Genomic DNA, 12724 nt, shown 5'->3' with positions numbered 1-12724 from the left:
GCCGACGGCTCAGCGCCCGGGCCAGACCACCGCGTCCAGCTGTCGACGGAGCCGGGCCCCGCGGACGGGGTTGACCGCGCTCACCCAGCCCACCCGGCCCTCGAGGTGCGCCCGGAAATCGGGGACGGCAGCCCGGTTCGCCGCGTCGGGGCCGTTCCGGACGGCGTCGTGCAGGACGGCCCGCAGCCGGTCCTCCTCCTCCCGCGGCACGCTCGTCCGGGCGTTGACCACGACGCCGGTGACCTGCTGACGGGCCGAGGACCGCTGCACCCGCGTCTTGGCCGGGTTCACCGCGAAGCCCTCCTCGACGACGACGGCCGACACCGCGCGGACCAGCCGGGGCGCGGCGAGGTCGGCGGGTCCGGAGATGGTCAGGTCGTCGGCGTAGCGGCTGTACGTCGCGCCCAGCGCCGCGGCGTAGCCGGCGAGGCGGCGGTCGAGCCGGGCGCACGCGAGGTTGGCCAGCGCCGGAGAGCTCGCCGCGCCCTGCGGGAGGTGCGGGGCGCGCAGACGCGCGCGCAGCAGGTGCCGCGCGCTGGCGTCGCCGCCCGGGGGCATCGCCGTCAGCACGTGCACCGGGGTGCGGTGCGTTGTCAGCCCGGTGAGCAGGGCGGTGACGCCCTCGGGGTAGCCGACCAGCGTCCACAGCCCCCGCACCCGCGCCGCGGTCACCGCCGCGAAGAAGTGCCGCAGGTCCAGCGACACCACCTGCGCGGCACCGACGTGCAGCCGGGCGTGGCTCAGCGCGCTGCGACCGCGGACGAAGCCGTGCGCCGCGGGGTGGGCGGGCACCCAGACCAGCACCTCGTCGAGCAGCCGGCGCAGGACGTGCCGCAGCAGCGGCGTCGGCGCCTCGAGCAGCCGCGGGACGGCGCCCGGCCGCTCGACCCAGCGGTAGCGGTAGAGGTGCAGCGGCCCGGCGGGGGTGCGGCGCTGCCGGCCCTGGGCGTCGGCCAGCCAGTCCAACTGCTCCAGGGGCACGCCGAGCAGCCGGGCGAGGTCCGGCGCGCCCGCCACCTCCGGCACGGGCCAGCGCGGGGAAGCGGTCCGAGCCGGCACGGCCGGGACCACCCGGACCCGGACGGGGGCGCCGCGGCGGGCGGCCCGGTGCAGCGCGGCCGGAAGCTCGTCGGTGCCGGCCAGCAGCCGCGCCAGCTCGGCGGGCTGCCCCGTCGGTGCGGTCCGGTGCACCACGAGCGCGAGCCGGACCAGCGGGGTGACCCAGCGGTGCCGTCGGCCCAGGGTCGTCCAGGCCGAGCGGCGCAGCTCCGGCTCGGTCCAGGCGGGCGCGGCCAGGAAGGCCCACGCCAGCGCCCGGGCGACGTGCGCGACGGGGTCGGCGCGCCTCACCGGGCGTCCGCGGTCCGGAGGAGCGCACGGCCGCGGCCCGGGGCGTGAGGTGGTGCCGGGCGACCGGTCGTGCGGGTGCGGGTGCCGAGCTGCGCGGAGCGCAGGCGTGCACCTGCGGTCCTGCGGCAGGGTCGACGTGCTGTCACCGGAGGGTTCCTCGGGCGCCGGTCCACGGAGGGACCGTGTCTCGCCGGTAGCACCACCTCACCCGGCCCATCGTGGACCACCGCGGCCCCGGCCCGCCAGCCGTCCGGTCACGATGCGGCGTCGACCGGCGCCCCGCCCTGGCTGCGCGCCCTCCGCCGCGCCTAGCCTGCGGGCCATGAGTCCCCGGACCGCGGACGTCCTGCTCCCCCGCCGCACCCTGCTGGCCCTCGGCGGGCTCGCCGCCCTGGCCGGGGCCGGCGGCCTGGCCGGCTGCGCCGCCGCGGGCGGCGACCTGGTCGCCGCGGACGTCGCCCGTCGGCCGGGCGACCCCGCTCGGGTCCCCGCGCTGGTGGACGCGGTGGGCGCCTTCGGCGCGGACCTGCTCGACGCCGTCGGCGAGGAGGGGAACCTCGTCTGCTCGCCCTGGTCGGTGCTGGTGGCCCTGGCCATGGTCCGGTACGGCGCGACCGGCACCACGGCTGAGGAGATGGACGCCGCCCTGCACCTGCCCGACCTGGCCGCCCTGGGGCCGGGCCTGAGCGCCCTCGACCAGCTGCTGGGGACGCGGTCGGGGCGGCGGGAGAACGCCGCCGGGAAGAAGACGACGGTCGTGCTCGACACCGCGAACCGGGTCTGGGGGCAGCAGGGCTCGGCCTGGGAGAGGCCGTTCCTCGAGGACCTCGCGGCGTGGTTCGGCACCGGGGTGTCCGAGACCGACCTCGCCGGCGATCCCGAGGCGGCCCGGCGGGCGGTCAACGCCTGGGTGGCGGACCAGACCCACGACCGCATCGAGGAGCTGATGCCCGAGGGGTCGGTCCGGCCCGGCACCCGGATGGTGCTCGCGAACGCCCTGCACGTCCGCGCGCCGTGGCGGAAGGCCTTCGACCCGGGCGGGCCGCTGGAGTTCGCCGCGCCCGGGGGGCCCGTGACGGTGCCGTCGATGGCGACGGTGCTCCCCGGGGGCGGCGCCATCGGCGAGGGCTGGACGGCGGCCCGGGTGCCGCTGGCCGGGGACGAGCTGGCGCTCACCGTCATCCGGCCCGACGTGGACCTCGCCACGCTGCGCCCCGCCCTGCGCGGGGACGGCCTCGCGAACCTGCTGCGCCGGGAGCCGGACCGCGGCGTCGCCCTGCGGATGCCGCCCGTCGAGCTGCGCACCGCGCTCGAGCTGACCGACGCGCTGCGGCGCCTGGGGATGCGCCGCGCCTTCACCCCCGAGGCCGAGTTCGACGGCATGACCCGCGCCGAGCGGCTGCTGGTGGCCGCGGTGCAGCACCAGGGCTGGCTGGCACTCGACGAGGAGGGGCTGGAGGCGGCCGCGGCCACCGGGGTGACGATGGAGCCGGTCAGCGCCCCCTCGACGCCGCTGGAGCTGACCCTGGACCGGCCCTACCTGGCCTGCCTGCACGACGTGGAGACCGGGCTGCCGCTGCTGCTCGTCCAGGTCGTCGACCCGACGGCGGCGGCCTCGTGAGCCGGGCGGTCCTGGCCGGGGCCTCGGGCTTCCTCGGGCCGCTGGTCGCCGCCGACCTCGCCGCCCGCGGGCACGACGTGGTCGTCGTCGGACGGACCGGGCCGGACGCGCGCTGGGACCAGCCCGACCGGCTCGCGGCCCTCGTGGACGGGTCCGACCTGGTCGTCAACCTCGCCGGCCGGAGCGTCGGCTGCCGCTACACCGCGCGCAACCGCGCCGTCATCCACGACTCCCGGGTGGCCACCACGGCGGCCCTGCACCGGGCCGTCAGCGCCGCCGCGGACCCGCCACGGCTGTGGCTGAACGCCAGCACCGCGACCATCTACCGGCACGCGACCGACCGGCCGCAGTCCGAGGCGGACGGCGAGCTGGGCGCGGGCTTCTCCGTCGACGTGGCCCGGGCCTGGGAGCGGGAGCTCTTCGCCGGCGCGCTGCCCGGCACCCGCCGGGTGGCCCTGCGGATGGCGATCGTGCTGGGCGACGGGCCCGCGCTGACGATGCTGGCCCGGGCGGCCCGGACCGGCTTCGGCGGGCCGCAGCTGGACGGCTGGTGGTTCCCCCACCACCGCTACGACGGGATCGGCGCCGACGCCACGGGCCCCGCCGCGCCGCACGGCCGCACGCACGGCGAGCAGCGGTTCAGCTGGATCCACGTCGACGACCTGCTGGCCGCGATGGCCTTCCTGGAGGACCACGACCTGTCCGGGCCGGTCAACCTGGCCGCCCCGGTGGCCGGGACGAACCGCGGGCTGATGGCGGCGCTGCGCCGCGCGGTCGGGATGCCCGTCGGCGTGCCGGTGCCCCGCTGGCTGCTCGAGCCGGGGATGTGGCTGCTCCGCCAGGAGTCCGAGCTGCTGCTGAAGAGCCGCTGGGCCGTCCCGACCGCCCTGCTGGACGCGGGCTTCCGCTTCACCTGGACCGACCTGGACGCCGCGGTGGGCGCCCTGGTCGGTCCCGGGTCAGCGAGCGGTCAGAAGCCCATCCCGAGCCGGTAGGCGGCCTGGTTCCAGCGGATCTCGTTGCCGAAGTCGCGGCTGGTGGTGGCGCCGTCGATGACCAGCAGCTCCACCCCGACCATCCGGGCGAAGTCGGTCAGCTCCTCGGTGCCGACCGCCTGCGACAGCACCGTGTGGTGCGGGCCGCCGGCCATCAGCCAGGCCTCCGCGGAGGTGGACAGCGAGGGCTTCGGCTCCCAGACGGCGCGGGCCACGGGGAGCTTGGGCAGCGGCTCGTCGGGGTCGACGACGTCGACCTCGTTGAGCACCAGCCGGAACCGGTCGCCCAGGTCGCAGATGCCGACGACGGCGGCGGGGCCGGTGGCGGCGTCGAAGACGAGGCGGACCGGGTCCTCCCGGTCGCCGATGCCCAGCGGGTGGATCTCGACCCGGGGACGGCCGGCGGCGATCGTCGGGCAGACCTCGAGCATGTGCGCGCCGAGGATCTTCGGGGTGCCCGGGCCCAGGTGGTAGGTGTAGTCCTCCATGAACGACGTCCCCTGCGGCAGACCGGCACCCATCGCCTTGATGGTGTGCAGCATGACCGAGGTCTTCCAGTCGCCCTCACCGCCGAAGCCGTAGCCGTCGGCCATCAGCCGCTGCACGGCCAGGCCGGGCAGCTGGCGGAGCCCGCCCAGGTCCTCGAAGTTCGTGGTGAAGGCGCCGAAACCGCCGGCGGTCAGGAACGCCCGCAGCCCCGCCTCGATCCGCGCGCCGTAGCGCAGGGAGTCGTGCCGGTCGCCGCCCACGGCCAGCTCGGGAGCGAGGTCGTAGAGGTCGGCGTACTCGGCCACCAGGTCGTCGACGGCCTGCTCGGGGGCGCCGTCGACGGCCTCCACCAGGTCGTTGACGCCGTAGGTGTTGACCGAGACGCCGAAGCGCAGCTGCGCCTCGACCTTGTCGCCCTCGGTGACGGCCACGTCGCGCATGTTGTCCCCGAACCGGGCCAGCTTCAGCGAGCGGACGGCGGCGGCGCCGACGGCCGCGCGCTGCCAGGCGGCGACGCGGGCCCGGACGGCCGGGTCGGAGACGTGCCCGACGACGGTCTTGCGGGCGACCCCGAGCCGGGTCTGGATGTAGCCGAACTCCCGGTCGCCGTGGGCGGCCTGGTTGAGGTTCATGAAGTCCATGTCGATCTCGGACCACGGCAGCGACACGTTGGCCTGCGTGTGCAGGTGCAGGAACGGCGTGCGCAGCGCGTCCATCCCGGTGATCCACATCTTGGCCGGCGAGAACGTGTGCATCCAGGCGATGACGCCGACGACGTCGGGGTCGGCGTTCGCGGCCAGCACCGTCTGGTGGATCGAGGTGGAGTCGGTGAGCACGGACCGCCACTCGACGGGTAGGCCGAGGTCACGGCCCTCGTTCAGCTGGTCGACGATCTGGCGCGACTGCTGCTCGACCTGGGCGACGGTCTCGGGGCCGTAGAGGCCCTGGCTGCCGGTCAGGAACCAGACGCGGGGGGTGGAGGTCATGGTCGGCGGTGATCCTTCGGGTCGGGGTGCGGTGCGGGTGCTGGTGGTGCGAGGTGCTGGTGGTGCGCAGTGCTGGTGGCGCGTGCCCGGGGACCGGCGCTCAGCGCTGGCCGTAGGCGTTCTGGTAGCGGTCGTAGAGCCGGTCGACGTCGTCCTGCGGGATGGGCAGCGGCTCGCCCAGCTGCCGGGCGATGTGCACGGTGCGGGCCACCTCCTCGCAGAGGACGGCGGCCTTGACCGCGGCCTTCGCCGTCGCGCCGACGGTGAAGGGGCCGTGGTTCTGCATGAGCACGGCGCGCGAGCGGTACCGGCGCAGCGTCTCGACGATGCCCTGGCCGATGGAGTCGTCGCCGATCAGCGCGAACGGCCCGACGGGGATCTCCCCGCCGAACTCGTCGGCCATCATCGTCAGCACGCAGGGCACGGCCTCACCGCGCGAGGCCCAGGCGGTCGCGTAGGTGGAGTGGGTGTGCACCACCCCGCCGACCTCGGGCATCTGCGCGTAGACGTAGGCGTGGGCGGCGGTGTCGGAGGACGGCGAGCGCTCCCCCTCGACCAGCCGGCCCTGCAGGTCGCAGACGACCATCGTCTCGGGCGTCAGCTCGTCGTAGCTCACCCCGGACGGCTTGATGACCAGCAGGTCGCGACCCGGCACGCGGGCCGAGACGTTGCCGGCGGTCCACACCACCAGCTCGTTGCGCGGCAGCTCGGCGTGCAGGGCCGCCACCTCGCGCCGGACCCGGGTGATGACGTCGTCGACCTCGCTCGCGATGCTCATGCGGCGGTCCGGTCCTGGTGCGGCACGGTGGCTGTCCTCTCGTCACGGGGCCGCGCGGATCGGCAGCGGCCCGGGCCGATGTTAACGTTCACACTCATACCGGTCAACCCGGTCCACCGACGTCGACGGCCGGCCCCGACGGGGGCGGGCCCGTGCTGGCCCGGACCTGCAGGACGGGCTGGACCAGCGTCGCGGGCGGGGCCGGCTCACCAGCCATCCGGCCCACCAGGGTGCGGACCGCAGCCAGCCCCAGCTCGGCGAAGTCCTGCCGGACGGTGGTCAGCGGGGGCAGCGCGAAGCCGGCGGTCTCGATGTCGTCGAAGCCAGCGACCGAGACGTCCTCGGGCACCCGGCGGCCCTGCTCGACGAGCGCCCGGACCAGGCCCAGGGCCATCTGGTCGTTGGAGGCGAAGACCGCCGTCGCGCCCGGGTCGAGGTCGCGGGCCACCGCGTAGCCGCTGGCCGCGGTCCAGTCCCCCCGGACGGTGTCCGGCGCGTCCAGCCCGAGGGCCGCGAGCTCCTCGCGCCAGCCGCCCTCGCGCTCGATGGCGTCCAGCCAGCCGACGGGGCCGGCGACGTGGGCGATCCGGGTGTGGCCCAGGCCGGCGAGGTGCCGGACGACCAGCCGGGCGCCGTGCCGCTGGTCGACCGCGACGGCCAGGGCCCGGCTGCCCGCCTCGACCCGCGGGGCCACGATGACCACCGGCACGTCGAGGGCGACGGCGGAGGCGACCTGGACGGCCTCCTCGACGGGGGCGATGACGATGATCCCGTCGACGCCCTGGTCGAGGAAGTGGTCGAGCGCGGAACGCACCGACTCGGGGTCGTAGACGCTGAGGCTGGCCACGCTCACCCACAGGCCGGCGGCCCGGGAGGCCTGCTCGACGGCGACCAGGGTGGAGACGGGACCGCTGCGGTTGGACGTGGCCGTCAGCAGGCCGACGGTGCTGCTGCGCCGGGTGGCCAGGGCGCGGGCGGCGGAGTTGCGGCGGTAGCCCAGCTCGCGGATCGCCGTCTCGACCCGCACCCGGGTCTCGGGCCGGACGCTCGGGTGGTCGTTGAGCACCCGGGAGACGGTCTGGTGGGAGACGCCGGCGAGCCGGGCGACGTCCAGCATGCCGGGGGCCCGACCGGCGGCTCCCGCAGCGGGGTCGTCGGAGGACATGCCGGGCAGCCTAACCGGTCGTGCACGCCGGACCGGGTCACGGCGCGGCCGCTCAGCGCCCGGTGAGCTCCCAGGTCTCCCGCTGCACGCTGTCCCAGCGGCGGCAGCGCCGGCTGGACGCCGTCAGCTCGGGCAGCTCGCCGAGCGCGGCCACCACCGCCGACAGCTGCGCGACCGGGACCCGTCGGGCCAGGGTGACGTGCGGCGTCCACCGGCCGGGGCCGAAGTGCCCGTCGGGATCGGCGCCGCAGACGGCGGCCACCCTCGTCTGCAGGGCCAGCAGCGCGGCGTCGACGACGACCTGGCGGGCCAGCACCACGCTCCCCTTCCGCGGGCCGAAGGCGAGCAGGCCACCGAGCCGGAGGGGCCGGTCCAACCCGGCGAGCAGGCCGGGCAGGGCGTCGTCGGCCCCCTCGGCCAGCGCGTCGCCGGCGAACAGCGTGACGTGCGGGCGGTGGCTGGGGCTGGGGGTGGTCCGCTGCTCGGTCGGCAGGTCCGCCTCGGCGAGCCGCGCCCAGAGCACCCGGACCGCCTGCTCGGCGTCCCGGTCGAGGAGGAGCTCGACGGACTGGGTCACCGCGGCGTCCTCCGGGTGGTGCTCAGCGCAGCAGCGGGTCGACCGCGGCGGCGACGAAGACGAGCGCGAGGTAGGAGTTGCTCCAGTGGAACAGCCGCATCGGCTTCAGCGCGGCGTCGGTCAGCCCGCGCCGGGCACGGACCAGCAGCTGGACCGACTCCCAGATGAGGGCGGCGCCGGTCAGCGCGGCCACCACCGGGTACAGCCAGCCGGTGCCGGCGACGGGCCACAGGGCCAGCGAGACCGCCACGGTGACCACGGAGTAGGCCAGGATCCGTGCGGCGACGGCCGGGGCGGGCGCGACGACGGGCAGCATCGGCACCTGGGCCGCGGCGTAGTCCTCGCGGTAGCGGAAGGCCAGCGCCCAGGTGTGCGGCGGCGTCCAGAAGAAGACGATGGCGAACAGCACGAACGGGGCCAGCGCCACCTCGCCGGTGACGGCGGTCCAGCCGATCAGCGGCGGGAAGCAGCCGGCGATCCCGCCCCAGACGATGTTCTGGGAGGTCCGCCGCTTGAGCAGCATCGTGTAGACGACGACGTAGAAGGCGTTGGCGCCCAGGGCCAGCAGGGCCGAGAGCCAGTTGACGAAGAAGCCCAGCCACAGCGTCGCGGCCACGCCCAGCACGGCGCCGAAGACGGCGGCGGCCGCCGGGCCCACCGCGTGCCGGGGCAGCGGGCGGCGCCGGGTGCGGCGCATCTGCTCGTCGATGTCGCGGTCCAGGACGCAGTTGATGACGTTCGCGCTGGCGGCCGCCAGGCAGCCCCCGATCATCGTGCTCAGCACGAGCAGCAGCGGCGGGACGCCGCCGGCGGCGAGGAACATCGCGGGCACGGTGGTGACGAGCAGCAGCTCGATGATGCGTGGCTTGGTGAGGCCGACGTAGGCACCGAGGACGTCGCGCAGGCTGACCGCGTGGCCGTCCTGGCCGCCGAGGCCCGACCGGTCGGCGAGGTCGGTCGACGCGCTGCGGTCCTCGGCCGCGGCCCGGCCCACGTCGATGCTCGTCACTCGCCCTCTTCACTCGCTCGCCCGGCTCCCCGTCCGGGGCGCACCTCGGCGAGTCTATGACGGGGCTCCCCGAACTCCACCCCGGCCGCGCCCCGGGGCGGCCGCCGCCACGGCGGTCACGCGGGCGGGGTGGCGAAGGTCACGGGGCCGTCCGCGCCCCGGGAGCCCCGTACCGGGGCGGGCGCCCGCGGCGATAGTGTCGGAGGCGTTCGTGGCCGACGGAGAAGCCGTCAGCGCAGTTCGGAAGGACCACCATCCCGTGACCGACACCTCTGCCTCCACCGCCGTCGTCCCCGAGGGCTGGACCGACCTCGACACCAAGGCCGTCGACACGGTCCGCCTGCTCGCCGCCGACGCCGTGCAGAAGGTCGGCAACGGCCACCCCGGCACCGCGATGAGCCTGGCGCCCGTCGCCTACCTGCTGTTCCAGAAGGAGATGCGGCACAACCCCGCCGAGGCCCACTGGCCGGGCCGGGACCGCTTCGTCCTCTCCTGCGGCCACTCCAGCCTGACGCTGTACATCCAGCTCTACCTCGGCGGCTTCGGCCTCGAGCTCGACGACCTCAAGGCCCTGCGCACCTGGGACTCCAGGACCCCGGGCCACCCGGAGTACGGCCACACGACCGGCGTCGAGATCACCACCGGGCCGCTGGGCCAGGGCATCGCCAACGCCGTCGGGATGGCCATGGCCGCCCGCCGCGAGCGCGGCCTGCTCGACCCCGACGCCGCCCCCGGCACCTCCCCGTTCGACCACCACGTCTACGTGCTGGCCTCCGACGGCGACATCGAGGAGGGCATCAGCTCCGAGGCCTCCTCCCTCGCCGGCACCCAGCGGCTCGACAACCTGACGCTGATCTACGACAACAACCGGATCTCCATCGAGGACGACACCAACATCGCCCTCACCGAGGACGTCGCCGCGCGCTACGAGGCCTACGGCTGGCACGTCCAGACCATCGACTGGACCAACGGCGAGACGCAGTACCAGGAGAACCTCAAGGCCCTGGCCGACGCGCTGGAGACCGCCCGCGGCGTCACCGACCGGCCCAGCTTCATCAGCCTCCGGACGATCATCGGCTGGCCCGCCCCGAAGAAGCAGGGCACCGGCAAGGCGCACGGCTCGGCGCTGGGCGAGGACGAGATCAAGGCGACCAAGGCGCTGCTGGGCTTCGACCCGGAGCAGACCTTCGAGGTCGCCGACGACGTCATCGCCCACACCCGCGAGCTGCGGGACCGCGGCGCGCAGGCCCAGGCGGAGTGGGAGAAGTCCTTCCAGACGTGGGCCGAGGCCAACCCCGAGGGCAAGGCCCTCTACGAGCGCTTCGTCGCCGACGAGCTGAGCCCCGGCTGGGAGGACGCGCTGCCCAGCTGGGACGCCGACCCCAAGGGCGTCGCCACCCGCGCCGCCTCGGGCAAGGTGCTCAGCGCCCTCGCCCCGGTGATGCCCGAGCTGTGGGGCGGCTCGGCCGACCTCGCCGAGTCCAACAACACCACCCCCGAGGGCGAGCCGAGCTTCCTGCCGACCGACCGCCAGACCAAGGCCTTCTCGGGCGGGCCCTACGGCCGGGTGCTGCACTTCGGCATCCGCGAGCACGCCATGGGCGCGATCATGAACGGCATCAAGGTGCACGGCGGGACCCGTCCCTACGGCGGCACCTTCCTCACCTTCAGCGACTACATGCGCGGCGCGGTGCGGCTGTCGGCGCTGATGCGGGTGCCCGTCACCTACGTCTGGACCCACGACTCGATCGGCCTCGGCGAGGACGGCCCGACCCACCAGCCCATCGAGCACCTCGCCGCGCTGCGCGCGATCCCCGGCCTGGACGTCGTCCGGCCCGCCGACGCCAACGAGACGGCGGCCGCGTGGGCGCAGATCCTCAAGAACGGCGACCGCCCCGCCGGCCTCATCCTCAGCCGGCAGAACCTGCCGATCGTGCCGCGCGGCGCCGAGGGCTACGCCGACACCTCCGGGGTCGCCAAGGGCGCCTACGTGCTCAAGGACGCCGAGGGCGCCCCGGACGTGGTGCTCGTCGGCACCGGGTCCGAGGTCCAGTACGCCCTGGCCGCGCAGGAGCAGCTGGCGGGCGAGGGCATCAGCGCCCGCGTCGTCTCCATGCCCTGCCGCGAGTGGTTCGACGAGCAGGACCGGGAGTACCGCGACAGCGTCATCCCGCCGGCCGTCAAGGCGCGGGTCAGCGTCGAGGCCGGGGTGAGCCAGGGCTGGCGCGACATCGTCGGCGACGCCGGGCGGATCATCAGCATCAACCACTACGGCGCGAGCGCCTCGGGCGCGAAGCTCTTCGAGGAGTTCGGCTTCAGCGGCGCCACGGTGGCCGCGGCGGCGCACGAGAGCCTCGAGGCCGCGCAGGGCGACGCCGCCCCCACCCACGCCGCCGCCAGCGGCCCGAAGGCGCCGGCGGACCTCGAAGAGGACCCGGGCGTCACCACCAGCTGACCCACGACTGAGCACTGCTGTCATCCAGCACGACCCCTCTCTCCATCCCTGGAGGAACCATGAGTGACCGTCTGAAAGCCCTCGCCGACGCGGGGGTCTCCATCTGGCTCGACGACCTGTCCCGCGAGCGCCTGAAGACCGGCAACCTGGCCGAGCTGGTGGCGTCGTCGTCGGTGGTGGGTGTCACCACCAACCCGACGATCTTCGCCTCGGCCCTGGCCAAGGGCGAGCAGTACGACGACCAGATGCGCGAGCTGGCCGCCAGCGGGTCCGACGTGGGCGACGCCATCAAGGCGCTGACCACCGACGACGTCCGGCACGCCTGCGACGTCTTCGCCGACACCTACGCGGCGTCGGACGGCTACGACGGCCGGGTCTCGATCGAGGTCGAGCCGGGTCTGGCCCGCGACACCGAGGGCACCGTCAGCGAGGCCGCCGACCTCTTCAAGATCGTCGACCGGCCCAACGTGCTCATCAAGATCCCGGCGACGGTCGAGGGCCTGCCCGCGATCGCCCGCTCGATCGCCGAGGGCATCAGCGTGAACGTGACGCTGATCTTCGCCCTCGAGCGCTACCGCGGGGTCATCGACGCCTACCTGACCGGCCTGGAGCAGGCGGCGGCCAACGGCCACGACCTGTCGAAGATCCACTCCGTGGCGTCGTTCTTCGTCTCCCGGGTCGACAGCGAGGTCGACAAGCGGCTCGACACCGTCGGCACCGACGAGGCGCAGGCGCTCAAGAGCCAGGCGGCCCTGGCCAACGCGCGGCTGGCCTACGCCCTCTACGAGGAGGAGTTCAGCTCCGAGCGCTGGGCGGCCCTGGAGGCCCAGGGCGCCAACCGGCAGCGGCCGCTGTGGGCGTCGACCGGGGTCAAGGACCCCGACCTGCCGGACACGCTCTACGTCGCCGAGCTCGTCGTCGCCGGCACGGTCAACACCATGCCGGAGAAGACGCTGCAGGCCTTCGCCGACCACGGCGAGGTGCAGGGCGACAAGGTGAGCGGCACCGCCGAGGAGGCCCAGCAGGTCATCGACCGGCTGGCCGCGGTGGGCGTCGACTTCGACGACGTCGTGGAGGTCCTCGAGCGCGAGGGCCTCGAGAAGTTCGACAAGTCCTGGGACGAGCTCGTCGAGACGGTGCAGACCGCCCTCGACGACGCCGAGAAGGGCAAGAGCCCGGGCGAGTCGGCCGACCCCGACGTCACGCACGACTCGCAGTAGGCACGGCGCGGGCCGTCACCGGGTGCTCCCCGGTGACGGCCCGCACCCCTGTCCGACGCTCTCCCCCGCCCCACCCCGG

At 75.1% G+C, this 12724-nt stretch carries 10 protein-coding genes; 4 read left to right on the top strand and 6 right to left on the bottom strand.

Annotated elements, in window-relative coordinates:
* Positions 1–9 precede the first annotated feature (9 nt).
* Positions 10–1350, bottom strand: a complete 1341-nt coding sequence (locus JOF54_RS17010) for a reverse transcriptase family protein (RefSeq protein WP_210057962.1) — start codon at positions 1348–1350, stop codon at positions 10–12.
* A 322-nt stretch (positions 1351–1672) separates the two neighbouring features.
* Here JOF54_RS17010 and JOF54_RS17005 point away from each other — a divergent pair, with 322 nt between their 5' ends.
* On the top strand, positions 1673–2971 hold the full coding sequence (locus tag JOF54_RS17005; protein WP_210057960.1) for a serpin family protein: 1299 nt from the start codon (positions 1673–1675) through the stop codon (positions 2969–2971).
* Complete coding sequence (locus tag JOF54_RS17000) at positions 2968–3966, top strand: epimerase (protein ID WP_210057958.1); 999 nt, start codon at positions 2968–2970, stop codon at positions 3964–3966. The genes JOF54_RS17005 and JOF54_RS17000 overlap by 4 nt, the downstream gene beginning before the upstream one ends.
* Here JOF54_RS17000 and araA read toward each other — a convergent pair.
* From araA to JOF54_RS16975, 5 genes are all read right to left on the bottom strand, one after another.
* Positions 3942–5441, bottom strand: a complete 1500-nt coding sequence (araA, locus tag JOF54_RS16995; protein ID WP_210057956.1) for an L-arabinose isomerase — start codon at positions 5439–5441, stop codon at positions 3942–3944. The two genes, JOF54_RS17000 and araA, sit on opposite strands and share 25 nt — an antisense overlap.
* Positions 5442–5541: 100 nt before the next feature.
* The gene (locus JOF54_RS16990; protein WP_210057955.1) at positions 5542–6219 is read right to left on the bottom strand and encodes an L-ribulose-5-phosphate 4-epimerase; all 678 of its coding nucleotides are present in this window, start codon (positions 6217–6219) and stop codon (positions 5542–5544) included.
* A gap of 103 nt (positions 6220–6322) precedes the next feature.
* Positions 6323–7384 carry a LacI family DNA-binding transcriptional regulator gene (locus JOF54_RS16985; protein WP_210057953.1) on the bottom strand — a complete coding sequence of 354 codons (1062 nt, stop codon included), beginning with the start codon at positions 7382–7384 and terminating at the stop codon, positions 6323–6325.
* Between the two features lie 52 nt (positions 7385–7436).
* Entirely contained in the window at positions 7437–7961 is a 525-nt protein-coding gene (locus JOF54_RS16980) for a 2'-5' RNA ligase family protein (RefSeq protein WP_210057951.1), read from the bottom strand.
* Positions 7962–7983: 22 nt separating this feature from the next.
* Positions 7984–8865, bottom strand: a complete 882-nt coding sequence (locus tag JOF54_RS16975; RefSeq protein ID WP_372443527.1) for a heme o synthase — start codon at positions 8863–8865, stop codon at positions 7984–7986.
* A 364-nt stretch (positions 8866–9229) separates the two neighbouring features.
* Here JOF54_RS16975 and tkt point away from each other — a divergent pair, with 364 nt between their 5' ends.
* Both tkt and tal read left to right on the top strand, forming a co-directional pair.
* A complete protein-coding gene (gene tkt, locus JOF54_RS16970; RefSeq protein ID WP_307804304.1) occupies positions 9230–11425 on the top strand; it encodes a transketolase in 2196 nt (731 codons plus the stop codon).
* A 59-nt stretch (positions 11426–11484) separates the two neighbouring features.
* Positions 11485–12645: a transaldolase gene (gene tal / locus JOF54_RS16965; RefSeq protein ID WP_210057947.1), complete on the top strand. Its 1161-nt coding sequence runs from the start codon at positions 11485–11487 to the stop codon at positions 12643–12645.
* The last annotated feature ends 79 nt before the right edge of the window (positions 12646–12724 follow it).

The sequence above is a fragment of the Microlunatus capsulatus genome (assembly GCF_017876495.1).
GTDB classification, from domain to species: Bacteria; Actinomycetota; Actinomycetes; order Propionibacteriales; family Propionibacteriaceae; genus Microlunatus; species Microlunatus capsulatus.
This window is presented reverse-complemented; position numbering and strand designations above follow the sequence as displayed.

Coding starts and splice junctions, on each gene's coding strand:
- JOF54_RS17005 (WP_210057960.1), top strand. CDS start 1,673: ATGAGTCCCCGGACCGCGGACGTCCTGCTCCCCCGCCGCACCCTGCTG.
- araA (WP_210057956.1), bottom strand. CDS start 5,441: ATGACCTCCACCCCCCGCGTCTGGTTCCTGACCGGCAGCCAGGGCCTC.
- JOF54_RS16990 (WP_210057955.1), bottom strand. CDS start 6,219: ATGAGCATCGCGAGCGAGGTCGACGACGTCATCACCCGGGTCCGGCGC.
- JOF54_RS16985 (WP_210057953.1), bottom strand. CDS start 7,384: ATGTCCTCCGACGACCCCGCTGCGGGAGCCGCCGGTCGGGCCCCCGGC.
- tal (WP_210057947.1), top strand. CDS start 11,485: ATGAGTGACCGTCTGAAAGCCCTCGCCGACGCGGGGGTCTCCATCTGG.